This is a genomic window from Zymobacter sp. IVIA_12111.31 C1 (genome assembly GCF_047495495.1).
Lineage (GTDB): Bacteria > Pseudomonadota > Gammaproteobacteria > Pseudomonadales > Halomonadaceae > Zymobacter.
In genome coordinates this window covers 1,179,589-1,204,020 of the sequence record NZ_CP179930.1, presented here as the reverse complement: position 1 = coordinate 1,204,020, position 24,432 = coordinate 1,179,589, and the positions used below count along the sequence as shown (strand labels likewise).

Annotated in this window: 22 protein-coding genes and 1 pseudogene; 10 read left to right on the top strand and 13 right to left on the bottom strand. The window is 55.3% G+C overall.

The features are described 5' to 3' along the window. Positions 1 to 257: 257 nt before the first annotated feature. The 4 genes from queC to ACMHYW_RS05385 are packed head-to-tail and all read left to right on the top strand — an operon-like array spanning position 258 to position 2,800. On the top strand, positions 258 to 986 hold the full coding sequence (gene queC, locus ACMHYW_RS05400; protein ID WP_414501209.1) for a 7-cyano-7-deazaguanine synthase QueC: 729 nt from the start codon (positions 258 to 260) through the stop codon (positions 984 to 986). Positions 987 to 989: 3 nt separating this feature from the next. Continuing rightward, the gene (gene queE, locus ACMHYW_RS05395; protein WP_414501208.1) at positions 990 to 1,634 is read left to right on the top strand and encodes a 7-carboxy-7-deazaguanine synthase; all 645 of its coding nucleotides are present in this window, start codon (positions 990 to 992) and stop codon (positions 1,632 to 1,634) included. Between the two features lies 1 nt (position 1,635). After that, entirely contained in the window at positions 1,636 to 2,475 is an 840-nt protein-coding gene (locus ACMHYW_RS05390; protein ID WP_414501207.1) for a 6-pyruvoyl trahydropterin synthase family protein, read from the top strand. 40 nt (positions 2,476 to 2,515) lie between these two features. Next, on the top strand, positions 2,516 to 2,800 hold the full coding sequence (locus ACMHYW_RS05385) for a YkgJ family cysteine cluster protein (protein ID WP_414501206.1): 285 nt from the start codon (positions 2,516 to 2,518) through the stop codon (positions 2,798 to 2,800). Between the two features lie 53 nt (positions 2,801 to 2,853). Here the strand turns inward: ACMHYW_RS05385 and ACMHYW_RS05380 are convergent, their stop codons facing one another. After that, a complete protein-coding gene (locus ACMHYW_RS05380; protein WP_414501205.1) occupies positions 2,854 to 3,159 on the bottom strand; it encodes a hypothetical protein in 306 nt (101 codons plus the stop codon). An 851-nt stretch (positions 3,160 to 4,010) separates the two neighbouring features. Further along, positions 4,011 to 5,477 carry a mannitol dehydrogenase family protein gene (locus tag ACMHYW_RS05375; RefSeq protein WP_414501204.1) on the bottom strand — a complete coding sequence of 489 codons (1,467 nt, stop codon included), beginning with the start codon at positions 5,475 to 5,477 and terminating at the stop codon, positions 4,011 to 4,013. A gap of 392 nt (positions 5,478 to 5,869) precedes the next feature. On the opposite strand from ACMHYW_RS05375, the gene ACMHYW_RS05370 reads away from it, so the two are divergent. After that, positions 5,870 to 6,331, top strand: coding sequence for an Ivy family c-type lysozyme inhibitor (locus ACMHYW_RS05370; RefSeq protein ID WP_414501203.1), 462 nt, complete (start codon positions 5,870 to 5,872; stop codon positions 6,329 to 6,331). A 515-nt stretch (positions 6,332 to 6,846) separates the two neighbouring features. On the opposite strand, the gene ACMHYW_RS05365 is transcribed toward ACMHYW_RS05370, so the two are convergent. From ACMHYW_RS05365 to leuC, 4 genes are all read right to left on the bottom strand, one after another. Next, entirely contained in the window at positions 6,847 to 8,025 is a 1,179-nt protein-coding gene (locus tag ACMHYW_RS05365) for a multidrug efflux MFS transporter (protein WP_414501202.1), read from the bottom strand. 1,757 nt (positions 8,026 to 9,782) lie between these two features. After that, positions 9,783 to 10,868 carry a 3-isopropylmalate dehydrogenase gene (gene leuB / locus ACMHYW_RS05360; protein WP_027705386.1) on the bottom strand — a complete coding sequence of 362 codons (1,086 nt, stop codon included), beginning with the start codon at positions 10,866 to 10,868 and terminating at the stop codon, positions 9,783 to 9,785. Between the two features lie 146 nt (positions 10,869 to 11,014). Next, positions 11,015 to 11,650 carry a 3-isopropylmalate dehydratase small subunit gene (gene leuD, locus ACMHYW_RS05355; RefSeq protein WP_414501201.1) on the bottom strand — a complete coding sequence of 212 codons (636 nt, stop codon included), beginning with the start codon at positions 11,648 to 11,650 and terminating at the stop codon, positions 11,015 to 11,017. Between the two features lie 33 nt (positions 11,651 to 11,683). Beyond that, entirely contained in the window at positions 11,684 to 13,129 is a 1,446-nt protein-coding gene (leuC, locus tag ACMHYW_RS05350) for a 3-isopropylmalate dehydratase large subunit (protein WP_414501200.1), read from the bottom strand. Positions 13,130 to 13,423: 294 nt separating this feature from the next. Between leuC and ACMHYW_RS05345 the strand changes: the two genes are divergently transcribed. Further along, positions 13,424 to 14,341 carry a LysR family transcriptional regulator gene (locus ACMHYW_RS05345; RefSeq protein WP_414501199.1) on the top strand — a complete coding sequence of 306 codons (918 nt, stop codon included), beginning with the start codon at positions 13,424 to 13,426 and terminating at the stop codon, positions 14,339 to 14,341. Here ACMHYW_RS05345 and ACMHYW_RS05340 read toward each other — a convergent pair. The 3 genes from ACMHYW_RS05340 to prmB form a co-directional block, all read right to left on the bottom strand. Beyond that, a complete protein-coding gene (locus ACMHYW_RS05340; protein WP_414501198.1) occupies positions 14,338 to 14,571 on the bottom strand; it encodes a hypothetical protein in 234 nt (77 codons plus the stop codon). The two genes, ACMHYW_RS05345 and ACMHYW_RS05340, sit on opposite strands and share 4 nt — an antisense overlap. Before the next feature lie 128 nt (positions 14,572 to 14,699). Beyond that, positions 14,700 to 15,791: a chorismate synthase gene (gene aroC, locus ACMHYW_RS05335; protein WP_414501197.1), complete on the bottom strand. Its 1,092-nt coding sequence runs from the start codon at positions 15,789 to 15,791 to the stop codon at positions 14,700 to 14,702. Positions 15,792 to 15,830: 39 nt separating this feature from the next. Continuing rightward, complete coding sequence (prmB, locus tag ACMHYW_RS05330) at positions 15,831 to 16,826, bottom strand: 50S ribosomal protein L3 N(5)-glutamine methyltransferase (RefSeq protein WP_414501196.1); 996 nt, start codon at positions 16,824 to 16,826, stop codon at positions 15,831 to 15,833. Positions 16,827 to 17,358: 532 nt separating this feature from the next. Between prmB and ACMHYW_RS05325 the strand changes: the two are divergent. Next, positions 17,359 to 18,160: pseudogene (locus tag ACMHYW_RS05325) on the top strand (IS5 family transposase). Positions 18,161 to 18,382: 222 nt separating this feature from the next. Here ACMHYW_RS05325 and ACMHYW_RS05320 read toward each other — a convergent pair. Further along, complete coding sequence (locus ACMHYW_RS05320) at positions 18,383 to 19,207, bottom strand: alpha/beta fold hydrolase (protein ID WP_414501195.1); 825 nt, start codon at positions 19,205 to 19,207, stop codon at positions 18,383 to 18,385. A gap of 62 nt (positions 19,208 to 19,269) precedes the next feature. On the opposite strand from ACMHYW_RS05320, the gene ACMHYW_RS05315 reads away from it, so the two are divergent. Together ACMHYW_RS05315 and ACMHYW_RS05310 are read left to right on the top strand one after the other, a co-directional pair. Then, on the top strand, positions 19,270 to 19,581 hold the full coding sequence (locus tag ACMHYW_RS05315; RefSeq protein ID WP_414501194.1) for an ArsR/SmtB family transcription factor: 312 nt from the start codon (positions 19,270 to 19,272) through the stop codon (positions 19,579 to 19,581). A 229-nt stretch (positions 19,582 to 19,810) separates the two neighbouring features. Continuing rightward, positions 19,811 to 20,398: a Smr/MutS family protein gene (locus tag ACMHYW_RS05310; RefSeq protein WP_414501193.1), complete on the top strand. Its 588-nt coding sequence runs from the start codon at positions 19,811 to 19,813 to the stop codon at positions 20,396 to 20,398. A 63-nt stretch (positions 20,399 to 20,461) separates the two neighbouring features. Here ACMHYW_RS05310 and sixA read toward each other — a convergent pair whose 3' ends face one another. Both sixA and ACMHYW_RS05300 read right to left on the bottom strand, forming a co-directional pair. Continuing rightward, positions 20,462 to 20,941, bottom strand: coding sequence for a phosphohistidine phosphatase SixA (gene sixA, locus ACMHYW_RS05305; protein ID WP_414501192.1), 480 nt, complete (start codon positions 20,939 to 20,941; stop codon positions 20,462 to 20,464). Between the two features lie 144 nt (positions 20,942 to 21,085). Then, complete coding sequence (locus tag ACMHYW_RS05300; RefSeq protein WP_414501191.1) at positions 21,086 to 22,150, bottom strand: NAD(P)H-dependent glycerol-3-phosphate dehydrogenase; 1,065 nt, start codon at positions 22,148 to 22,150, stop codon at positions 21,086 to 21,088. Between the two features lie 228 nt (positions 22,151 to 22,378). On the opposite strand from ACMHYW_RS05300, the gene ACMHYW_RS05295 reads away from it, so the two are divergent. Beyond that, entirely contained in the window at positions 22,379 to 23,047 is a 669-nt protein-coding gene (locus tag ACMHYW_RS05295; protein ID WP_414501190.1) for a winged helix-turn-helix domain-containing protein, read from the top strand. A 193-nt stretch (positions 23,048 to 23,240) separates the two neighbouring features. Here ACMHYW_RS05295 and ACMHYW_RS05290 read toward each other — a convergent pair whose 3' ends face one another. Beyond that, positions 23,241 to 24,104, bottom strand: coding sequence for a protein bax (locus ACMHYW_RS05290; protein WP_414501189.1), 864 nt, complete (start codon positions 24,102 to 24,104; stop codon positions 23,241 to 23,243). Positions 24,105 to 24,432 lie beyond the last annotated feature (328 nt).

Genomic DNA, 24,432 nt, shown 5'->3' with positions numbered 1-24,432 from the left:
CGCCCCAAGGATGCCACGACACAGCATTCGTGGGCTGGCATCCCCCTGAACGAGGGGTTAGAATGGCGCCCTTATGACGCGGACCCGCTTCACGTTTCACGAAAAGGCGCGTCATTCGCTGCCGAAGAAGGCCATTCAGCGTCTTTTATCGGCATTTTTCGTAGTCAGAAGCCAAGCGCACGCTCGGCTTACTTCTGGCAGGCTCTCCGGACCGGATCCCGGATCACCGATTCATTCATCGGGAAAAATTCTCCGCCATGTCTGAACACACGTCTGTATCAGCGTCCAACGCTGCCCTTTCCTCTTCCATTCCGGCCTCACGGCGCGCCGTCGTCATCTATTCTGGCGGCATGGATTCGTTTACTGTGCTGCACAAGGCGATCGCTCAAGGCTTCGAAGTGCACGCCTTGTCGTTCAACTATGGCCAGCGCCATTCCCGCGAGCTGGAATCAGCACGCAAGGTCTGCGCGCAGCTGGGTCTTTCGCACAAGGTTGTCGATATTCGTGCCATTCACGGCCTGATCGACAATTCCTCGCTGACCAACAACGACCAGGCACTGCCAACAGGCGACTACGACGAGGGCAACATGACCTCGACGGTCGTGCCCAACCGCAACATGATCCTGCTGTCACTGGCTATCGGCTATGCCGTCAACATCGACGCTGAGCACTGCTTCTATGGCGCGCACGGCGGCGATCACGCCATCTATCCCGACTGCCGCCCAGAATTTGTCGAGAAGATGCAGGACGTCGCCCGTATCGCCAACTACACCCCCGTTGAGGTACATGCCCCTTACTTGGCCGCCAGCAAAGCTGACATTCTGGCCGATGGCATTGCCATGGGCCTCGACTACGCCGATACGTGGACCTGCTATCTGGGTGAAGAAGCAGCCTGCGGTGAATGCGGCAGCTGTCGTGAACGCCTAGCGGCCTTCGCGGCCCACGGCCTGACCGACCCCGTTCCCTACCGTCAGTCCAAGGGATAACGCATGTACGCTATCAAAGAAGCCTTCTACTCTCTGCAGGGAGAAGGAGCACGGGCCGGTCGCGCCTCCGTATTCTGTCGTTTTACGGGCTGTAACCTGTGGAGTGGACGCCCACAGGATCGCGAAAAAAGTGCCTGCCGCTTTTGCGACACCGACTTTATCGGTACTGATGGCCAGAACGGTGGCAAGTTCGTGACCGCCGATCAGCTGGCTGACCACCTTGATGCACTGTGGCCTTATCTGGCAGCCAGCGGCAAACGCTACGTCGTCTTTACGGGCGGCGAACCACTGCTGCAGCTGGACAAGGCACTGATCGATGCCATGCACGCACGCGACTTCGAGATTGCCGTGGAAACGAACGGCACGCTGCCCGCCCCAGAAGGCATTGACTGGATCTGCGTCAGCCCCAAGGGCGCGACCACGCTTGTGCAAACCTCCGGTCACGAATTGAAGCTGGTTTACCCCCAAGCGGATGCCTTACCGGAACGCTTCGAAACGCTGGACTTCCAGCATTTCTATCTTCAGCCGATGGACCTGATACCGCTGGGTCAGCAAGGCACCACTCAAGCACGGGCACTGACCTATTGCCTGCAGCACCCACAGTGGCAGCTCTCACTTCAGATGCACAAGATCATAGGAATCGATTGAAATGAGTCTTTTCGTACACGGCCTTTCCGCACTCGACCTGTCTTGGTGGTGCGGTGAACGCGGCTTAGTTGGGGCCAGCTGGCACGTCGATCTGCTGCTGAACGGAGAACTGGGCGAAGACGGCATGCTGTTCGACTTCGGTGAAGTCAAACCGTGGGTCAAGCAGCACGTCGATGGCACCTTAGACCATACGCTGCTGGTACCGACGAAAATGGCGGGCGTCAGCGTCACGGAATGCCGTGAAGGGCTGTGCGTACGTTTCTCTTCGCCGTGGCCGATGGAAATCCGCGCACCGCGTCAAGCGTTCACCCTGCTGCCTTGGCAGGTCATCGACGCCGATCGCATTGGTCGCTATCTGTCGGAGCAGCTGATGAAGCGTCCCCCGGCGCGTGTCACCGATATTCAGCTCACGCTGCGTGAAGAACCAATTCCTGAAGGCTTCTGCTATGGCTACAGCCACGGCCTCAAGCGTCATATCGGCAACTGCCAGCGCATCGCTCACGGCCATCGCTCCCGCCTGTACATCTGGCGCGACGGCGAGCTAGATGAAGCCCTGATCCAGCACTGGTGCGAACGACTGGCGGATATCTATCTGGCAGATCGCGAGGACTGTATCGGTGCCGAGGATGGCGATACACTCTCGCTCGCGTATGATGCCCCCCAAGGCCACTTCCGCATGACGCTGCCGCGCCAGCGTGCCGCTATTCTGCCCACGACAACCACCGTCGAACAGATTGCCCAGTGGATCGCCAATGAAACCGCACTGATGCAGCCTGGCCGCATTCGCGTGCAAGCTTTCGAAGGTATCGGCAAGGGTGCCATTGCTGAAGCACACCGTTAACTCCGCACCACATCGCCCATCACTCCGAAGAGGACCGACCATGAATGCCCGTATTCCCACCGCCTCTTCGGATCAAGGGTGCCGCCCTGGCTGTGGTGCCTGCTGCATCGCCCCCTCCATCACATCACCGATTCCCGGCATGCCGGAAGGCAAGCCGGCCGGCGTACGCTGCGCACAACTTGATGACCGCAATCTATGTCGACTGTTTGGCCTTCCCGAGCGCCCAACGGTCTGTCGTGCCTTCGACTACGACCTCTCCTTGTGTGGTACGGATAATGGTGCAGCACTGGACAATATCACCCTGCTGGAAACGGCGACGCAATAAACCTTGAGCCTACCCGTTTAATGGCAGAGGCGTGCCCTACTGATCGACGACCGTCATTCACAGCCATCGTCATACTGAGCATCCTCATTCACACCCGATGTACTGGACGACAACGGATAAGATGCCGCAGGCGATGCGGTACGAGAGACGGGGGAAGAGCCCACATGGCGCTCTTCAACCTGCGGGCGATGACCATTGCCGGACACCCCTGCCGATGAAGAACCCTGCCCATTGGCCACATCTACGCTGACACAGCGCACACTGCCAGCAGCATCGGTACAGGACGGTGCCACGGTTGCGGATACGTTGAACGCCAGTACAAGCGCACTGCCGATGATGCCCCACGCGAGTCGTTTCATACCGTTCTCCCTTCTCTCAAAGTAACGTTCTGCTTGTAGCGCTTTAGATAACGCTTTAGTCATATCATGAACGCATGATACGTGTGACGACCATTGTCACACGTTGTAGCGCCACATTTCGCGGAAATACATGCCTTTTATCCGCAATATTATGCCTTATTGTGGGATTTAGCCTGTATTCAGACCGGAGTGGACCGCTTGGCCAGCGCAACATCAATGCGGTGATGGCCCTTCTCTTCATGGCGGTGCAGAACCCTCCACGATAGCGGTAATGCCTTTTAGGCAACGGCTTAAAAAGTAAAAAGCATGAGCCGTATTTCTCAACCGATCTCATCATGATGCGGAAAATCAGGTCAAAGGAAGATGCCGACACTGCTTTTTATGCCACCTGCCGCAGTCACCGATAATGGTCAGCATGCTCTATCTTCAACGTGTAGACTCGCCGTTACCCAATGGGTCAACGCCCATAACAGGGCACATGAAGCCAGCCGTCCGGCTCGCGCCGTTGGCACCCTATCGGGATCAGCATGTGATCAAGACCATCCTTGTTGGCCTGTTGCTTAATCAGTCCAACCTCACCAGCGCAACAAGCGCATCCATAGCCTTTCCAAGGCTACCCCGTGAGCATTAGCGAAAAATAGAGCCTCCATGAGGCCTGCCCAGTGACCGCATCAAAGCATTCGTACCCCATTTTGCAAATGACAAGCCGTACACTACTCCTCCCTTCACAGCACACTCAGCCTGTTCACAGCACATAAAAAAAGAGGGAACGGACGAATCCGTTCCCTCTTTGACGTTATGACGGTAGAGCTAGGTCAGCATTGTTAACCGCTGTCCTGCTCGTTATGTCATTACGCTTTCGGCAGAGCGCCTTTAACACCGTTTGCACGGATGGCCTGGCGTGCTTCAACCACTGCGGCACGGAAGGCATCGTTGATCTGAGCGCGGAACGGATCGAATGCAGACAGTTCCAGACCTTTTGCCAGATCATCGCTTTGCGCCAGAGCACGCTGTTCAGCGGTCAGCGTCGGTTCGAACGTTTCGAAGGATTCACCTTTTTCGTTCTTGCCGCACAGCACTTCCAGCCATGCTGCTGCACCGAAGGCCAGACGAGAAATGTCGTTGCCAGCTTTCAGGTTGCGTTCGAACGTATCCGTCCAGAATACCTGGATCTTGGAGTTGGTGTCGCCCGCGATACGCAGCAGCTGGTCAGCCATTGCCGGGTTGGCAAAACGGTTGAGAACAGAGCGTTTGTATTCCTGGACATCCAGATCAGCCGGAGCATCCAGCGTCGGGATAACGTCGAGGTTCAGGAAGTTTTCCAGCAGTGCGGCCAGATCACGGTCCTGCATGGCTTCGTGAACGAATTCATAGCCCAGCAGTACTGCAGGGCAAGCCAGCATGGTGTGAGAAGCGTTCAGCATGCGAACTTTGACCTGCTCGTAGCCAGTCACGTCGTCTGTCATGCGAGCGCCAACAGCGGCCACATCCGGGCGACCTGCGCAGAACTTGTCTTCCAGAACCCAGTCAATGAAGGTTTCGGTCAGCAGCGGCAGTTCGTCCTGCAGACCACTGCCTGCATTCAGTTTTTTGATCGCGTCAGCAGTAACGGCCGGCGTGATGCGGTCAACCATGGCGTTCGGGAACGTGACGTTCGCTTCGATCCACTGAGCCAGTTCAGCATCGGCAGCACGTGCGAAACCAGTGAAGGCTTTCTTAGCGACCGTACCGTTGTGACGCAGGTTGTCGCAGGACAGGATGGTGAACGGACCTACGCCTGCATCACGACGACGACGCAGCGCTTCGATCACCAGACCGAAAACGGTCTGCGGTTTCTGCGGGTTGGCCAGATCGTGCTTGACACCAGCGTGTTCAAGATTGAACTCACCTGTGTTCTCGTCGATGTTGTAGCCACCTTCAGTGATGGTCATGCTGATGATGCGGATAGCCGGATCAGCCAGCAGCTTGATGACGGCTTCCGGATTTTCCGGTGCGTGCATGTAGTCGATAACGGAACCGATGACACGAACGGAAGAGCTGCCGTCGGAATCAACTTCAGTCAGAGAGTACAGACCGTTCTGACGTTTGTAGGCCGCCGCTTTTTCACGCATAGCGTCGTTGTCGATCAGTTCGACACCGACAATACCCCAGTCACGCTGATCTTCACGCGCCAGGCAACGATCAATGTAGAACGCTTCGTGAGCACGGAAGAAGTTACCCATACCGAAGTGAACGATACCCGGAGTTACAGTGCTGCGATCGTAGTCGGGCGTAGCAATGGAGCTCGGCAGAGTAGACAGGGTTTCATTGTTGAGCATTTGAGGCGCTCCTTGTGTCAGGGTTGCCATAGGGGAATGGTCAATGAATAACCAATGGAAATAGGTGCCCATCACAGAAGCAACATGTCTCGTTTTTCATTGAAAAACCGCACCATAGAGATGCCTTTCTCTGAAAACACGACTGTTACCGTTAGGCTTGCACGTATAGTTATCCTTTTTGACAGGGGCTTCTATGCCACCTTGGTTGGATAGACGAAACGTGTTTACTTTTGAATACAACTATTATCGTCCCCTAACGGAATTCTCTATAACACTACGTTTTTATCCAATTGACACTAAACGCCGTTCACTTTTCGTAAAAAGACGCTATCTTGAGCCAATATGAGCGTTCTCCATCTCGCTCATTTTTCTTTCGCTGAAGGAGCCTTACTATGCGCCCGTCACTGCATGCTACATTTTGCCACACCGCCACTCACCTGCTATTCGCAGCATTGGGCCTGCTGACGATGGGTCAGGCCATGGCAGACGAAGCTCAAACCTATCCTGACGCTTATATGAAAAGCCATCCGCAAACTCAGCAGGCCTTCCAGCGCGCCACAAAGCCCTTGCTGAAGCAGCACAAATGGGTGGCCAGCTATGGTACCGCCAGTCCGGTGGGCAAATATGAACAGGACGGCCTTATCTATACCGTGATCACTGGCTGCAAACCCCATGAATGCAGCTCGGAGCAGTACATCGCACTGGTCGACATCCACAGCAACGTGCGTGGTGCCTTGATTCGTGAGCGACAGCGTGCCAGCGGCACGCTGACCACGACAACGTTCGACTGGTTCGGCGATGTCGACGACAGCGCACGCACACTGATTCTCAAGGCGTACTCAGCAGCGCAGTAGTTGTCAGCCTTCAGGGCTTACAATATCGATATATCAAACATCATAAAGGGCGCAAGAATCGTTAATCGAGCGCCCTTCTCATTTTCAGTGTGTGGATTTACTAAATCAGACAAAAATGAAAGGAATGCTAAAAATAGATTTTTTTGCGCCGATAAGTATGGCGTGTCAAAAGGCTCTTGTTTGACGCATGGCTTCCATGCGTCCCTTTTTACACGCCATGCGTTCATATAAGCGCAGTGTCACCCTGCAGAAGTCCTCATCTTCTTTCAGGGCCGCATGTTCATATAGCAAGAAGACATGCTCGATAATTTACTCAAGGCACTGCGACTTTTGCCGATATGAAAAAAGCATCTCCTATTAAGCGCGCCCGCTGGCGCGTTTTTCTTTTTAAAGGGCATTGTCTATTGTATCGTCACCTCAGCTATAAGAGGCACTAACCGATAAGTACGTATCATAATGATGACGATGTCCTATCAAATAAAAAGGCCGCATTCAGCGGCCTTTTTATTTAGTCATCAGCGAGACGCCATCTTGTCCTCGGGCAGCTTGTGCCCATACCGTACCTCTCGTGGCAAACGCCGCACATTGATGAATAGCTGGATCGCGTTAATGGCTACCAATACCGAAGTAGCAACGAACACCCAGCGGAACCCCCACAGCGCAGAGACGGTCGACCCCATCATAGGGCCTAGCATATTGCCCAAGTATAGAAAGGACTGATTGTAGCCCAGCACGCGGCCTGTCACCCGCTGGCTACTGAAAGTGACCAGCAGGGTCTGCACCGCTGGCAGTAACGCGCCATCGGCAAAACCAAGCAGAAAGCGCAGCCCTGCCAGCTGCCACGGGGTCGCGACCAACGACATCGCGATGAACAGTAGCGCCGCGACTGCCAACGCTGGCACTAGGATCCTTGCCATACCAACCTTGTCGCCCAGACGTCCCAACCGAGGAGCCGCGATCAAGGCCGCAATACCGGGCAGCGAGGCCACTATCCCGCTCATGAAGGCGACGTTCTCCTGCCCTCCGCCGATCAGATAGCGAATAAACAGCGTCAGCACCGGCCCAATGGAGCCGTTGGCAACCTGAATCATCAGGGTAGTAATGAACAGGGTCAGCATCAGCATCGGGTACTGCCACGAGCGAAACACCGCGCGGTTGCTCATATGGTCCTTGCGCTCGACCTGAACCACGCGTCCCTCCCGAATCAGAAAGAGCGTGACCAGAAAGCTTATAAACATCATGCCCGACGTCAGCATGAAGACCCACCGGAGACCAATGTGGTCGGCCAGAAAGCCACCCAGCAACGGCCCAGCAATAACTCCCGTTACCTGCGCCGTCGACAACGTTCCAAGCGCCCAGCCGCTGCGCTCGCGGGGGGCTTGAGAAGCCACCAGCGCCATGCCATTGGGAATAAAACCTGATGCCAGCCCCATCAATGCCCGCAGCGCTACCAGCTGGTAGACATTGGTCGCCATGCCTTGCAAGGCAATCGCGATGGCCATGCCCAGTGCCGCACGCAGCAACATGGGGCGTCGTCCCATTCTGTCTGCCAGACTGCCCCACAGCGGCGCAACGATAGCGGCCACCAGAAAGGTACTGCTGAACACCAGACCTGACCACAAACTTAATGCCCCATGCTCATGGATGCCCAGCTGCTCCACATAGAGCGGGAGGAAAGGCATGATCTGACTCATGGCCAACCCTGTGAAGAAACACCCTAGCCACACTGACGCAAGATTTCTTTTCCAGTTGAGCTCCATGAATCACCTGTCACGAGAAAGACCTGATACACCACGCCATCCGATAGCGCTGCCACCCACGGATAACAATGCCCGACTTGCGCCTATCCGCCGCACGGCGAAAACACCACCCTTGCCGCCACTTAGCACGCTACTCAAATAGCATACGCCCATGATCGGTGGGCCTCTACCCGATCTGCAACACTGCACGGTTTTTCTTTACGGTACGGCTCAAGATACACACCCAGCATCAAGAACACGCCATGGCCTCACCCACATCAAAGGCATATGCTCTATATCGGCATACCTCCCAAGATAAGCATCAGCACACGCTAGAATATGAAAACAGCAAATCAACGAGAACAGATAAGTCTACGTGTCTCAGGGAAGGCAATAATAGTGATAACAGCGATGGAAGTGTCATTATCAAATAATTGATGATCAATGCGTTACTACTTGTAATATAAAAAGGATAGAAAGATATATACAGTATCAAGGAATCAGTGCAACTGCTAAAATAATGACAGCCTGTAATAAAAATACAAAACCAACCGTTACTAATCTAATGGCGTTGATGCTCAATGCAAAATACAAGGCCTTTATCATTTATGCCATACGATTGTAAAATATCCGCAAACCCAGCCTATTTACTTACACCCTTATTAAAAGACCACTTTATAGCCCAAATAATTTATTTTGCCCTATCTAGAGCAGATGATTTTTGCCACATTTCTGTAGTGTTAGGCACTTGAATGACACAAATATTGAAGTTATTAAACACTCTCTAAGAGCGTGTTTCATAACCTCAATACTCATGTCATTGAAGGGGGCTCACGTCACAAAAGTGCGACATAAACCATCTATTTCAGGAATGGCAAAAGCAATCACTTAGGTTATGAAACAGACTCTAAGTGCTGGTTATGAATATTCCCATTGAGAGCATGTCTCATAACCCCAATGTCGATGTCATTGAAGGGGATTAAGACCGCAAAATCGCGGTAGAAGCCGTCTATTTTAGAAAGAGTAAAAGCAATCATTCAGGTTATGAAGCCGTCTCTAATTTCAGTATGGTGACTCATGGCTGCCATCATTCATCATATTCCTATCATCAATAGGATACCTTGCAGCAACATGCCTTGAAGTTTAAGCAATAACAGTACGGTAATTTTTTATATAGTATTTAGAGTCTGTTTCATAACCTAAGTGATTGCTTTTGCCATTCCTGAAATAGATGGTTTATGTCGCACTTTTGTGACGTGAGCCCCCTTCAATGACATGAGTATTGAGGTTATGAAACACGCTCATCCCTATCTGGCGAGAACTATATGCTTGCACACCACCGAGATGCCAGCGCCAGGGCGAGTCATTACAGGAGCCACTTCTCTTCTGCCCAGCTTTACTTGGTCGCGTGGCGCACTAGACTCTGGACCACCTTATCAACAGGCAGGAAACGGTAGCGTTCTCTTTACCGACCTATCGTCAATGCGTCATCAACATAGAAGAATATCTGGCGGCGATAAGAGCGCAGGCGCTAGCAAGCAATCAGAGACGCATGCAATCGCCATCAAACGTATCATCACCGACGAAAACGGAATGTAAGGCTATTGCCAGGAGCACCCAAGGAGATGGGGGAATGAAAGTGCGAAAGGCCCATAAATACACAGGCCCGATGGCATTGCCACCGGGCCTGCATTGCCGCTAGGAGCAATGGGTCATTTCAAGCGTTTGAACGCTTCAACCACGGCATCACCCATTTCGGAGGTCGTGACGCGACGAGCTCCCTCCTGCATGATGTCGGCCGTGCGCAGCCCCTGATCCAACACGTCGCCTACGGCGCGTTCGATGCGATCGGCCAGCTCGGGCGCTTCCAGCGAGTAACGCAGCATCATGGCAGCGGACAGGATCGTCGCCAGCGGGTTAGCGATGTTCTGGCCCGCGATATCCGGCGCACTGCCGTGACTCGGTTCGAACATACCTTGACCGCTAGCATTGAGGGAGGCGGACGGCAGCATACCGATAGAGCCCGTCAGCATAGAGGCTTCATCAGACAAGATGTCACCGAACATGTTGCCGGTCACGATCACATCGAACTGCTTCGGCGCACGCACCAGCTGCATAGACGCATTGTCGATGTACATGTGGGACAGTTCGACATCCGGGTAGTCCTTCGCGATGTCGTTCATGATTTCGCGCCACAGCATGGACGCTTCCAGCACGTTCGCTTTATCGACAGAGCACACTTTGCGATTGCGTTTGCGAGCCAGATCGAACGCCGTACGACCGATGCGACGAATTTCTTTTTCATCGCTGATGTACGTGTTGTAACCATAGCGTGTGCCATCTTCCTTCTCGCCGAAACCGCGCGGCTCGCCGAAGTAGATGTCACCGGTCAGTTCGCGCACGATCATGATATCCAGACCGGACACCACTTCCGGGCGCAGCGTGGAGGCTTCCGCCAGCTGCGGGTACAGGATTGCAGGGCGCAGGTTGGCATACAGTTCCAGGCCTTTGCGAATACCCAGCAGGCCTTTTTCAGGACGATGTTCGCGCGGTTCCAGTGCTTCCCATTTAGGGCCGCCAACGGCACCCAGCAGGATGGCATCGGCATCATGAGCGGCTTTCAGGGTTTCATCGGGAAGCGGTACGCCTGTGGCATCAATAGCATCCCCGCCGACTTTTCCGAACACCAGCTCCATGTCGAAGCCTTCTTCGTAGCAGGCATCCAGCACCTTGACGGCTTCTGCTGTAATTTCCGGCCCGATACCATCCCCCGGCAATACCAGAATGCGGTTTGTCATCTTTCTTCTCCAGAATGAATGATCGCTATCGGAGGCCTTCTGCATTCAACCTTCGCGATACGCGCCTATATTTTCAGCAGCCATGATGCCTTATCGCACCACGGCCAGAAAGGGGCCGATCGTCTCGGCCCCTTGAAAGTCATCCCTTAGGCCAGCCAAGGGAACTGTTGATGATAACGCGCTTCGAAGGCCCGAATGGCATCCGCCTGCTGGAGGGTAATGCCGATATCGTCCAGCCCTTCTTCAAGACAGTGCTTGCGGAACGGGTCAATATCAAACGAGAACGTTTCACCGCTTGGCGTGGTGACCTTCTGCTCGGTCAGGTCGATATCCAGCGCATAGCCTTCGTTCGCGTCGACTTCGCGGAACAGCTGATCGACGATCTCGGCATCCAGACGAATCAGCAACAGCCCGTTCTTGAACGAGTTATTGTAGAAGATATCTGCAAAACTCGGCGCGATGACCGCACGGAAACCGAAGTCCTTCAGTGCCCACGGGGCGTGCTCACGAGAGCTACCGCAGCCGAAGTTGTCGCGCGCGATCAGCACCTGTGCCCCTTTGTAGCGCGGCTTGTTGAGGACGAACTCGGGGTTAAGCGGTCGTGTGCTGCAATCTTGGCCCGGCTGCCCTTCATCAAGGTAGCGAAGCTCATCGAACAGGTTGGGGCCGAACCCCGTCCGCTTGATGGACTTGAGGAACTGCTTCGGAATAATGAGGTCAGTGTCCACGTTGGCGCGATCAAGCGGTGCCACGAGGCCGGTCATACGAGTAAATTTTTCCATGCCAATATTCTCCGAACGGACTGTGGTCAGAAATCAGGCGGTAGCCGCCAACGGTTCAGGGTCGAAATCACGGACATCGACGAAATGGCCCGCAATCGCTGCAGCCGCTGCCATGGCGGGGCTGACGAGGTGCGTACGACCGCCGTATCCCTGACGTCCTTCGAAGTTGCGGTTGGACGTGGAGGCACAATGCTCACCGTTGCCCAGCTTGTCGGCGTTCATCGCCAGACACATGGAGCAACCCGGTTCACGCCATTCAAACCCTGCCTCAATCAAAATACGGTCAAGACCTTCCTTCTCAGCCTGTTTCTTGACCAGCCCAGACCCCGGCACCACCATCGCCAGCTTGACGGACGGCGCAACGTGACGGCCTTTCGCAACGCGTGCGGCTTCACGGATATCTTCGATACGACCGTTGGTGCACGAACCGATGAACACCTTGTCTACCGGGATATCAGAAATTTTCTGATTCGCTTCAAGGCCCATGTATTCAAGCGCACGTTCGATACTGCGACGACGCGTTTCGTCCGCTTCCTTGGCCGGATCAGGCACGGCAGCACTGACCGGCAATACCATTTCAGGACTGGTGCCCCAGCTGACCTGCGGCTCGATATCCGCTGCGCTAATCTCGACAACGCGATCGAAATGCGCATCTTTATCGGAGACCCAGTGCTTCCAGCTTTCGACAGCCGCTTCCCACTGCTCCGGTTTCGGTGCAAACGGGCGGCCCTTGATGTAGTCGATGGTGGTCTGGTCGACGGCGACAAGCCCTACACGCGCCCCCGCTTCGATCGCCATGTTGCATACCGTCATACGGCCTTCCATGCTGAGGCTGCGGATCGCGCTACCAGCGAACTCGATGGCATAGCCGGTACCGCCAGCCGTACCGATGCGGCCGATTACGGCCAACACGACATCCTTCGCCGTAACACCAGCACCCAGCTCACCTTCGACACGCACCAGCATGTTCTTCATCTTCTGCTGGATGAGGCACTGGGTCGCCAGCACATGCTCGACCTCGGACGTACCGATACCGTGTGACAGGGCTGCAAAAGCACCATGCGTGGATGTATGGGAATCGCCACAGACCACTGTCATGCCCGGCAAGGTTGCGCCCTGCTCCGGCCCCATGACGTGCACAATGCCTTGACGTTCATCGTTGATTGAGAACAGCGTGACACCAAAGGCGCTGCAGTTATCGTCAAGCGTGGATACCTGAATACGAGCGATATCATCCCGGATACCGTCAATGCCTTCCTTGCGCTCCAGCAGCGTCGTCGGCACGTTATGGTCCGCCGTGGCCACGTTGGCACTCAGACGCCACGGTTTGCGACCCGCCAGACGCAGCCCTTCGAAAGCCTGCGGTGACGTGACTTCGTGCAGCAACTGACGATCGATGTAGAGCAGTGAAGAACCATCTTCACGCTGCTGCACGAGGTGCGCTGCCCAGAGTTTGTCGTAAAGCGTCTGTCCTGCCATGTCGTTCTCCCAGAATTGCCTTCCTTGCCAAGCAACAAACACCTTTATGCTTGCTACAATCACTATTTTATTGCTGTGATTTCACAAGGACAGAAACAAGATATCGTTTATAGTCAAACATGCGCTATATGCAGCAAGACTACACTGCCATCACTCATGAAATCAATTCATATTTCTAATACAACCCATTCCATTCTAGAATAGATAATAACGTGACCGTTCGTGACCAAGAGACATACAGCCGCTCTCCATGCTCCTCCCCAAATCAACGATGCCAATCAAAGGTGATATGTTATGGATACCCAAGGGCTGCGCGCCTTTATTGCCGTTGCAGAAGCCCACTCGTTCTCAACGGCTGCCGAGCACCTTCATCTGACGCAATCTGCTGTCAGCAAGCGCGTGGCAACCCTAGAACACCAGCTGGGCAAACGGCTGTTCGACCGCATTGGTCGCCAGGTACGGCTGACCGAGGCGGGCCAGCGCCTGCTGCCTCGCGCGCACCAGATTCTGGAGCTGATGGATGACACGCAGCGTTCGTTGCAGCATGATCAGCACGAGATCACCGGGAGACTCACGCTAGGCACTAGCCACCACATTGGCCTGCACCGCCTGCCCTCGATCCTGCGCCGGTTTCGGCAGAACTATCCTAATGTACAGCTCGACCTGCGCTTTCTGGACTCAGAAGACGCCTACCACGGCATAAAAGAAGGTGAACTGGAGCTGGCAGTGGTTACCCTTGCGCCAAATGAAGACGCACGTTATGCCGTCATGCCACTGTGGCGTGACAGACTCTGCTTCGTCACCAGCCACGACGACCCACTCTGCAACCAACAACCGCTGACGCTGGAAACACTGAGTCAGCACGATGCGGTACTGCCGAACCCGCTAACCTTCACACGCTCCCTGATCATGGACCGCTTTACCCGAGCCCACCTTGCCCCTCGGGTGGTGATGGCGACCCATTACCTTGAGACCCTCAAGATGATGGCCTCGGTGGGGCTGGGCTGGAGCCTGCTACCCGAAACCATGGTCGATGACAATGTGACGCGACTGACCGTTGACTGTCCTCCTATCGAACGCTGCCTAGGCGCACTGCATCACCGCGACCGCACCCTGTCTGCCGCGGCCAAGCAGATGCTTGCCCTGCTGAGCGCCACGCAGGACAGCACGGTCAATTCGAATATCCCATCCCATCAGAACAAGAAAGGTTAGGCGGACAGGCGGACAGGCGGACAGGCGGACAGGCGGACAGGCGGACAGGCGGACAGGCGGACAGGCGGACAGGCGGACAGGCGGACAGGCGGACAGGCGGACAGGCGGACAGGCGGACAGGCGGACAGGCGGACAGGCGGACAGGCGGACAGGCGGACAGGCGGACAGGCGGACAGGCGGACAGCGTTGCTCTTCCCACCGTTAATGGCAATAGCCTTATAGAATGCCATGTGTCGAATCCACAATTCCTCTCGATTTGCCCCCACCCATTAACGGCCCCTTTCATCCGACAACAAAAAAGCCTGAAGCGGGGTCTGCTTCAGGCTCGGTGTTCTGGACTCATTTATTGCCAGCGGCGTTACAACTGCGGTAGTACCGGTGTATCGACGTGAACATCACCACACTGACCACGATGGCGCATCAGGTGATCCACCAAGGTCAATGCCATCATCGCCTCGGCAATGGGAGTGGCACGAATGCCCACACAGGGATCATGACGCCCTTTGGTGACCAACTCTATCGGCTCGCCGTGGATATCAATGCTACGCCCCGGCGTGGTGATGCTGGAGGTTGGTTTCAGCGCTAGGCGCGCAACGATTGGCTGACCGCTGGAAATGCCGCCCAAGATGCCACCCGCATTGTTGGAGAGGAAACCTTCCGGCGTCATCTCATCACGGTGTTCTGAGCCACGCTGCGTCACGCTGGCGAAACCTGCACCGATTTCAACGCCCTTCACGGCATTGATGCTCATCAGACCGTGCGCCAGTTCGGCATCCAGACGGTCGAAAATAGGCTCGCCCAGACCTGGCGGAACGCCTTCAGCCACGACAGTAATGACGGCACCAATGGAGTCCTGCGCACGGCGCAGTTCATCCATATAGGTTTCGAGCGCTTCCACCTTGCTCGGGTCGGCGCAGAAGAAAGCATTCTGCTCAACGTGCTCCCAGCCAACGAACGGCAGTTCAATCGGCCCCAGCTGGCTCATGTAGCCACGCACCTGAATGCCTTTAGCCGCCAGCACCTTCTTCGCCACGGCCCCAGCCGCCACACGCATAGCGGTTTCACGGGCACTGCTACGGCCACCGCCACGGTAATCGCGGCGACCATACTTATGCCAATAGGTGTAGTCAGCATGAGCCGGTCGGAACTGCTCACTTATCTGCGAGTAGTCCTTGGAACGCTGATCCGTATTCTCAATCAGCAGCCCGATCGGCGTGCCGGTCGTCACCCCTTCGAACACACCGGACAGAATGCGCACCTGATCCGGCTCGCGACGCTGCGTGGTATGGCGGGATTGCCCCGGTCGACGACGATCCAGATCGTGCTGAAGATCCGCTTCGGTGAGCGGAATTCCCGGCGGGCAGCCATCTACGATCGCGCCCAGGGCCAGACCGTGGCTTTCGCCGAACGTCGTTACAGTGAATAGGGTGCCGAATGTGTTACCCGCCATTTCCTCTACCTTATCATTGCCGTCTGGCGCAGCCGCCGATTACCGTGAAAGCAGCTCCAGATCACTGGCCTGCAAGGCAAATACACCGTGACCACCGCGTTCGAATTCAATCCAGATGAACGGCAGTTCAGGGTAAGCGTCTTGCAGGTGGCGCTCGGAGTTGCCGACCTCAACGATAAGAATACCATCATCTGTCAGGTACTGGCGCGCTTCTGCAAGCATCCGGCGCGTCAGATCAAGACCGTCAGCCCCAGAACCAAGCGCCAGCGCCGGTTCATGATGATATTCAGCGGGCATGGCCGCCAGATCATCAGCATCGACATAGGGTGGGTTGGAGACGATCAGGTCGAAACGCTGACCTGCTAGCCCAGAGAAAAGATCACTCTTAACGACATCCACGCGCTGCTGCAGGTCGTAACGGTCGCGGTTAATACGCGCCACATCCAACGCATCGTCACTGATATCGGCCAGCACGACGTGGCTGGTAGGCAATGCCAGCGCTGCTGCAATACCGATACAACCAGACCCCGTGCACAGATCAAGCACACGCGCCGGATCCCGTTCTGGGAACCAGCTCGAAAAACCGTCTTCGATAAGCTCAGCAATGGGCGAACGCGGAATCAGTACACGCTCATCAACCTTAAAACGCAGCCCTGCAAACCAAGCTTCACCGAGCAGATAGGGCAGCGGACGGCGCGTTTCGATGCGCAGGCGTGCCAAGCGGATGATATGGTCACGCTCAGCGCGCAGCAGACGCGCATCTAGCACTTCTGGTGCTGCTTCATGAGGCAGATTCAGCGCGCCCATTACCAGCGCCGCAGCTTCATCCCAGGCCGTTGTCGTGCCATGCCCGTAGTAAAGCGGCTTTCCTTGCTGACCCCGCTCGAAGACGCTCGTGCACCAGCGCAGCAGATCGCGCGGCGTCAGCAACGCCTCGGCCACGATATGATCGCTTAGCTGAAGCGTATCCAGGCTCGGCAGGCGGACGGAAGGCTGCTCACCGGGCACTGCGGCATAATTATCGAAGTTGGACATAGTATGATTATGATTCGTGTAATTGAGGGATGATTCAATCAGAGATGCGGGAAGTTTACCCCGACGCAAGGGGCAATCAAGCGATAACCTGCATCATTGTGTAATCGAGAGTAACGTGTAGCACCGACATTTCTTCTTGCAACGCTCTGTTTTATATAAGATCAGTAAGCACTACCTAATCTGGCACATTTCTAACATGCACATATCGTAACCGACCGTGCTTTGTAACCAGCGTCACGCCGACACACTATAAAAATGGCCTTTGGCGTTCAATTATGGTTACAGAAGAATAATGTTTACATGCGATCACTTCATCTTCTGCGCGCCATTATAGCGAGCGCACAAGGTATGGGCTATTAGTCGGCACGTTATGGCGCTTAAACATAATGGTATAGTGCAATATCTAAAAGCCTCTTGGTTATCTCTTTTCTTGAAAAGATGTTCGAAGCGGTAAAAAAACGTTCACTGCGGGCATTAAGAGGCTGTTTCAAAACCCCTTGAAAAAATCCATGTTGCCCAAAAGTCTCATTGCATGGCTACTTCACTACTTCCTGACGAATTCTGGTATATCATCCAACCTCTTCTCCCCGAGCACACGCCAGACCCTCGCGGAGGAAGACCTCGTGTATCTGCCCGACAAGCGCTGTCTGGCATCTTGTTCGTACTGATGACGGGGATTCCTTGGCGACATCTGCCTACCTCTCTAGGCTTTGGCTCCGGTCCCACCTGTTGGCGACAGTTGAAAGAGTGGCATGAGGCAGGCGTTTGGCAACAACTCCATCATGAACTGTTACACCGCCTGCATCTGGCAGATCGCATCGACTGGGAACGCGCCTGCGTGGATGGCTCATCCGTAAAGGCGAAAAAAGGGGATCTGCCGTAGGCCCCAATCCCACTGATAGAGGGCGCTCAGGGTGCAAGCGTCATCTGCTGACGGATGGCAATGGCGTGCCGTTGGTAGTGCTTTTTCTGGGGCAAACATGCTCGATAGCGTTCCGCTGACGGCGTTATTGGAAGCGGTGCCTAAGCTGCAAGGCGCTCGCGGCCGCCCTCGGCATCGCCCGAACAAACTGCACGCTGACAAAGCCTATGACTACGAGCGTTGTCGAGAAGCCTGTGTTGTTCGAGGTATCAGTCCGCGGATAGCGCACCGCAGCAAGGATAGTAGTACGAGGCTAGGCAGGCACCGCTGGGTAGTAGAACGCACTTTTGCATGGCTCAATTACGCTAGGCGGCTAGCCGTTCGGTACGAACGCCGACTTGATATCTACTGCGCCTTCACGTTGCTGCGATGTGCCATGATCTGTTTTAAGAAGCTGATGCTGGGGTTTTGAAACAGTCTCTAAAGAGAAACGCCCGTGCTTCGTTACCACTCATACTGAAGAAGCTCTCTTATAAAGCGCCACCTATCGTCCATTGCTGCACGTGCCCGGTCCTTGTTCTCTTAGAGCCATGGCAACGACACTGCCCGCAAGTCAGTCTCCGCGCTAACGCTATCGCCGCGAGGGTGGTACGACGACAGCCTTCTGCTTGGATAGCCGATGTTTCCAGCCAATTCATGCCCGTGCAATGGTCTTCAACACCGCTGCCACTATGGCTTCAGGCCGATCCTCCTGCATGAGATGACCACAGCCGGGCACCCGTATGCAGGGCTTATCGGAAAGAAGATCCGCCAGAGAAATTCCCTGATGGACAGGCAACCAGCCGTCTTCTTCTCCCCACAGTACAGTGACGGGACAGTCCATTCTCTCGTACTGCCCTTCTATTTCATCGGTGTACGCCTGATCCATCTGAGCAATCTGCCGGTAGAACGCAGGCTGCCCTACTTCACCGATCCAAGGCGTCATGTAGATAGCCAGCGCTTCTTCGGACAGCGGCTGTGCTGCTGATGTCTGCAGGTACTCACGTAGCACGGCACGGTGCATATAGTTAGGCATGCCAGCGAAAGCCTCTTCATGCTGACGGACATGCTGCACAAGCGGCGATCCCCACGGGGCCTGTGAAACTGCATCAAAAAGAGTCAGCGAGGCATAGCGCAGCCCATTCAGATAGTAACCCCGCAGCGCAGTCGCACCGCCAAAATCGTGTGCGAGTACATCCGGCCGCACAAGGCCCCATTCACCAAAGAGTGCTGCCAACACCCGATTCTGCATGCCCAGGGAGACGTCCTGCCCTTGCCGCATTTCGGACTGACCATACCCCACCAGATCGAAGTAATAGACGGTACGGTGATCCACCAGCTGAGGCACAATGCGTCGCCAGACCTGCGATGAAAAAGGCGTACCATGCAGCGCAACCAGCGGGGCCCCTTGTCCCATCTTTCCCCAACGCACGGCATTACCCTCAATGAAACAGGTGTAGGGTAGCTCCAGCATATTCATATCCTTGATCCTTATCGCTCGCTTCGCTTTCTAATTTTGCAATATGACTATATGATGGAGACATGAACAGATCAATGCAAATAAAGGCGATGGCAAGCGAACTGCGAATGACCATCCTTCAGCTGCTGAAAGCCCCCAAGACCCACTTTAGTCATCAGTGGTCAGCCGACCCGGAGACCCTCGGCGTCTGCATGACGCTGATTGCTGAGGCGCTTGGTATCGCCCAGCCGACGGTCAGTCGCCACCTCGACATTCTGAAACAAGCGGGCTTTATTACGGTGCAGAAGCACCAGAAATGGTCTTATTGCATGCGCGATGAGCAGGCTATTCAGGACTATCTGGATTGGCTGAAGCATGAAATAGCGCTGGACTGACAAGCTCGAATAGCGCACAACCATGACCCCTCCCTGTGGGCCTGCCCGTCTTGCCCATAGGCGATACGATTAAACGGCTGACCGCACGGCATCATGACGGCGATCGAATCAGATAACAGCTGTTAGAATATGGCCCCTATCGCCGACATCTTCATGCAAGCATATGGTTTTGTGTCACTATTATGTTATGTGTAGCAATTCACTTTGGTGACTTTTCTGGAGGCCCCTGATGAACAATGACAGTTTCGACGATGATCTTGACGTGTTCCGTCAGGCACTCAAGGACATCAAGGTGCAGCGTCTAGACGAGCGCCATACCAATCGTGCCGACGTACGCGCAACGCTGCGTGCCAAGAAAGAACAGGACGAAGCCTTGCTGGCGCGCCGGATGGCAGCCACCCACACAGACGATACCCAGGCTCGCTCACGCACCAGTGATGGCCGGGTCGAGCCCGTTACGCCGGGCCAGTCACTGCTGTTCTTCCTGCCAGACCTTCCCGCTCGCACCATCAGTAAACTGAAGAAAGGTGAGTACGAGTGGCAGGCGGGGCTCGATCTTCACGGCTATACACTGGAAGAAGCCCGCCAAGAACTGGAAAACTTCATTCACGATGCCATGACGGAAAGAATGCGCTGTGTGCTGGTCGTGCACGGTAAGGCATGGGGAGGATTGGCGGACTATCCGGTCATCAAGAGCCATGTCAATGCATGGCTACGCGAACTGCCAGAGGTGATCGCCTTCAGCTCGGCCCAGCCCATTGACGGCGGCACCGGCGCTGTCTACGTACTTCTGAAGAAGGGACGTTATAACGGGTGATTTACGAGCGCAGCGCCTCTGCATAGTCAGAGGCTGCCGTAGCGCTGATGACCATCGGGCAGGTCATGACTGCGGCCGATAGCGCGAACGAGTATAGGCACAACCTGCCGCCCAGACATCTGCCTCGTACTGCACTACCTCTGCCGTAGCGAAGGCATCGCTGCCCACACCTTTCCCTTCGGTTAGATAGCGCCCGAGATAGCCCACCAAAGGCATATGGCTGCCCCATACCCAGCACTGCGCGTCGTCAGCCGTCATCCACAGTGCATCCCACCCCGCCATTACCGCGGCTACTGGCGTATCAGGCGTCAGCCATAGCTGAGACTCAATAGAAACATTCAACGCCTGAGCAACATAATGCGCCGTCTGCTGGGCTCGCGTGAACGGGCTTGCCAGCAAGCGGACGTCACGCCCCGCCGCCTTCTCTGCGAGCCACTGTGATGTTTCGGCAGCCTGTCGATGCCCTCGTTCACTGAGCGAACGCTGTGGATCAGGCGCATCGAACAGCGCCTCGCCATGGCGCATGATGAAGAGTTGTTGCATGGATAGCGGCCCCGCATTGGATGAGAGAAACCGTACGTCAGGCTTTCCTCTCTGGATTTGTACATCTTCAGGACGATGCCCAATACCCCCATAGCGCATACGGCGATCACCCGATCAGGCGATGGCCGTACGCGACATGCAATATCAGGAAGACGATGTCAGATCATTGTGATGAGAACGCGTTTCCTCACGCGGCAGAGTGAACTCAACGTCGCTGCTCAGCTCGCCTCGCATCAGCGCTTTCGCCATGTAGTGAGGAGGCACACCTTCGAACATGACCTGATGAAGGCCACTGACCAATGGCATATAGATATCTTCTTCAGCGGCTTTTTTCTGAATAAGCGCTACTGTATTGACCCCCTCCGCCACCTGCCCCAACGCCTCGATGGCTTCGTCCAGCGTCTTTCCTTCTCCCAGCGCCAGACCGACACGGAAGTTGCGCGACAGCGCTGACGAACAGGTCACGATCAGGTCACCTACGCCAGCCAGGCCGAGGAAAGTCATGGGGTTGGCGCCTTGATGCACGGCAAAACGGCTCATTTCTGCCAGCGCACGCGTGATCAGCATGCTGCGCGTGTTTTCACCCATGCCCAGCGAATGCGCCATGCCTGCCGCAATAGCATAGATATTCTTGAGCGCCCCGCCCAGCTCAACGCCATAGCGGTCATTGCTAGCATAGACGCGGAAATAATCACAGCTCAGCGCCTGCTGAGCACGCGTGCGAGTCACCGGGTCATCACTGGCGACCACACTGCCGGTCAGCTGGCGATCAGCAATTTCAGACGCCAGATTGGGGCCCGACAGAACACCGACATGGCGGCTGGGAGTCTCTTCAAGCAGAATTTCACTCATCAATGTGAAACGCTCTGCCTCAATCCCTTTCGTAGTACTGACCAGAATCTGATCCGGCGTGATCCACTGAGCGGCGCGGCGCACCACCTGCCGGAATGCCTTGGAGGGAATGGCGACCAGCACCAGCTCGGCATCGCTTAGCACGTACTGCATGTCCGTGGAGGCTTCGACATTGTCGTCGATACGGAATGTAGGCAGATAGCGGTCGTTCACACGGTCACGGTTGATACGCTCGACCAGCGCGGGATCTCGCAACCACTGCCGCACCCGTGCGCCCTTTGCCGACGCAATGCTGGCCAATGCCGTCCCGAAGCTGCCACCGCCCAGTACGGCCACCCGTTGTCCTTGCTCAGACATAATCTTCCATTCCTTCCCTGTTGCTAAGACGTCATTACGACAGCGCTCCCTCATCCGAAGGGCTAGATACGCCATCGTGCTCATCATGATACCCCGCATCGCCCTGAAGCGTCGCGACCATTAACCGCTTTATCTTATTTCGCTCGGCGCATACGTTCCATTCTGGAACGATGAGGGCCGCCGCATGGACTACGCTATCTAGCAATAGCACGCGATCGAGGAAACGGCATGCGCCTATTGCTCAGCATGAATGATCCCACGTCAGAAAAATCTGTCAAAGCGCTTCTGGAAACAGAGGGTTATCACGTTCACGTTATCGAACAGGATAACCAGCTTCTGAACACCGTGGCCGAAAATGATTTTGCAGCACTCATCATGGACCTTCCGACACCTGCCGAACACGGTGTGCAATTGTTACGCCAGCTGCGTGAAACCTCTACGCTGCCCGTCATGGTGGTTACTCCGCAGAAAGCGCTCGCCGTGAAGGTCAGCGTTTTGGATATCGGCGCGGACGACTACGTACAAGTGCCGTTCGAAGTCGAGGAACTACTGGCCCGGCTTCGTATGATCATCCGGCGCTCGGCGGGTCGCGCCAGCCGCATCATTGCACTCGGCCCGCTGCGTATCGACGAAGGCAAGCGCGAGGTGTACTGGCAGGGACAGTCAATTACGCTGGCCCGCCGTGAATATGCGCTGCTGGTAGCCTTTGCCAATCATCCGGATCAAGTGCTGACCAGAGCGTACCTAGAGCAGGTGGTCTATGGTCAGCGCGACGAGGTGGATTCAAATGCGCTTGAGGTGCATGTACATCACCTGCGGCGCAAGCTGTCCGCGATGCTAATCGACACGGTTCGGGGAGTGGGATATCGGTTCAATACACCAGAGGGTGATGAATAACGCCCTGCGATATCATCCGTGATCACTATAACGCTGCGTTATGCAGGCATCGTTACCACAACCGGCTCTCCGCCATGAGGCACGGCGCTATTGATAAACAGAGCAAGCTTGCTGATCCCAGATATGACATCGCCCCTGCTGCATACACAGCAAGGGCGATGATGTCGATCGGCAACCGTCGATCGCTGCGGGCTTATACGCGTGGAGCGTTGACGTTGTCAGCCACCATCATGCGATCTTCACTACTGCGCTGATGGTGACGCTCGATCAAGGAGCGGTTGGTCGTCAAAAGCGAACGCAGCTGGGCCAGATACAGCGGCCCACGCTCGGAATAGCGTTCCAGAGAGGCGATCAAGGTACCCGCCTGCACAGGACGACCCTGACGACGTAGCTGGGCGCGCTGCTGGCGCAGCCCTTCATAAGCCGCATGGGTATTGATGTTCAGCAGATAGGCGCGCACGTTATCTTCAACGGACGCGAACTGCTGGAAACGCTGGGCCTCGTCAGGGTCAATTCCCTGCTGAGCCACGCCGCAGTTGCGACCGAAGCAGCGCATGCCAAACAGATTATTGCTTTCGCGTGCAAAACGCGATGTGCCCCAGCCAGACTCTTCAATGGCCTGAACCATCACCATCTGGGAAGGAATCACATCAACACGACTGAGCAGCCGGTCCCAGGGAATCTGGTTGGGCTGGGCGCTGGTGCATGACACACCGTAGCGCTTGCAGATAGCATCGAAGCGGGTTGCCGCCTGATTGGTCCATTCATTTGCCCGACGCGCTGTCAGTAACCATTCCCGGTCTCTGGCGATCTGGGCGTTCTGTTCCTTGATGATGGGCATCAGTAGACTGATGAAAGCTTCCTTGCGCTCTGGACCTGCAGGCTGATCGCGAAGATCAGGCATGGTCGTCAGGGAAACAGCAGCCTGCGCTGCTGCCGGCGTAATGGCGGCCTTTGGCGAGTGCTGTGATGCAGGCACACTGGCAGTTGCCGATGTACCCAGCGTCACCAACGCCAAGGACAGCATCCATACGGGCCGTGAAAAAGCTCGCGTCATCGTAAAGGTTCTCGGACTAAACACCCGGCAAACCCTACCATAATCCACACGGAATACCGTGCTTTTATGACCTCTATTTAAGGAAACGAACGTCTTGTAATAATGCCATAACGTAGAGTAAATGATTGCTATCACCCCTCGTCATCAGAAAAACTTCCTTTCAAAACATATCGATAAATCATTTTTCCATTCAATACACGTCGTTTCACTAAAAAAGTGCAAAAAATATGGAAATAACATCAGCTTATGGAAAACCCGCCACTGAATACGCTACGCGCGCCTGAATCGACAAAACTCAGGCGCGCGCCATAGTCAGGATGACAGGATA

Coding starts and splice junctions, on each gene's coding strand:
- ACMHYW_RS05370 (WP_414501203.1), top strand. CDS start 5,870: ATGCGCCCGTCACTGCATGCTACATTTTGCCACACCGCCACTCACCTG.
- prmB (WP_414501196.1), bottom strand. CDS start 16,826: ATGTCCAACTTCGATAATTATGCCGCAGTGCCCGGTGAGCAGCCTTCC.
- queC (WP_414501209.1), top strand. CDS start 258: ATGTCTGAACACACGTCTGTATCAGCGTCCAACGCTGCCCTTTCCTCT.
- leuC (WP_414501200.1), bottom strand. CDS start 13,129: ATGGCAGGACAGACGCTTTACGACAAACTCTGGGCAGCGCACCTCGTG.
- ACMHYW_RS05340 (WP_414501198.1), bottom strand. CDS start 14,571: ATGGCATTCTATAAGGCTATTGCCATTAACGGTGGGAAGAGCAACGCT.
- aroC (WP_414501197.1), bottom strand. CDS start 15,791: ATGGCGGGTAACACATTCGGCACCCTATTCACTGTAACGACGTTCGGC.
- ACMHYW_RS05310 (WP_414501193.1), top strand. CDS start 19,811: ATGAACAATGACAGTTTCGACGATGATCTTGACGTGTTCCGTCAGGCA.
- ACMHYW_RS05300 (WP_414501191.1), bottom strand. CDS start 22,150: ATGTCTGAGCAAGGACAACGGGTGGCCGTACTGGGCGGTGGCAGCTTC.
- queE (WP_414501208.1), top strand. CDS start 990: ATGTACGCTATCAAAGAAGCCTTCTACTCTCTGCAGGGAGAAGGAGCA.
- ACMHYW_RS05385 (WP_414501206.1), top strand. CDS start 2,516: ATGAATGCCCGTATTCCCACCGCCTCTTCGGATCAAGGGTGCCGCCCT.
- ACMHYW_RS05365 (WP_414501202.1), bottom strand. CDS start 8,025: ATGAGTCAGATCATGCCTTTCCTCCCGCTCTATGTGGAGCAGCTGGGC.
- ACMHYW_RS05390 (WP_414501207.1), top strand. CDS start 1,636: ATGAGTCTTTTCGTACACGGCCTTTCCGCACTCGACCTGTCTTGGTGG.
- sixA (WP_414501192.1), bottom strand. CDS start 20,941: ATGCAACAACTCTTCATCATGCGCCATGGCGAGGCGCTGTTCGATGCG.
- ACMHYW_RS05295 (WP_414501190.1), top strand. CDS start 22,379: ATGCGCCTATTGCTCAGCATGAATGATCCCACGTCAGAAAAATCTGTC.
- leuB (WP_027705386.1), bottom strand. CDS start 10,868: ATGACAAACCGCATTCTGGTATTGCCGGGGGATGGTATCGGGCCGGAA.
- leuD (WP_414501201.1), bottom strand. CDS start 11,650: ATGGAAAAATTTACTCGTATGACCGGCCTCGTGGCACCGCTTGATCGC.
- ACMHYW_RS05380 (WP_414501205.1), bottom strand. CDS start 3,159: ATGAAACGACTCGCGTGGGGCATCATCGGCAGTGCGCTTGTACTGGCG.
- ACMHYW_RS05345 (WP_414501199.1), top strand. CDS start 13,424: ATGGATACCCAAGGGCTGCGCGCCTTTATTGCCGTTGCAGAAGCCCAC.
- ACMHYW_RS05320 (WP_414501195.1), bottom strand. CDS start 19,207: ATGAATATGCTGGAGCTACCCTACACCTGTTTCATTGAGGGTAATGCC.
- ACMHYW_RS05315 (WP_414501194.1), top strand. CDS start 19,270: ATGAACAGATCAATGCAAATAAAGGCGATGGCAAGCGAACTGCGAATG.
- ACMHYW_RS05290 (WP_414501189.1), bottom strand. CDS start 24,104: ATGACGCGAGCTTTTTCACGGCCCGTATGGATGCTGTCCTTGGCGTTG.
- ACMHYW_RS05375 (WP_414501204.1), bottom strand. CDS start 5,477: ATGCTCAACAATGAAACCCTGTCTACTCTGCCGAGCTCCATTGCTACG.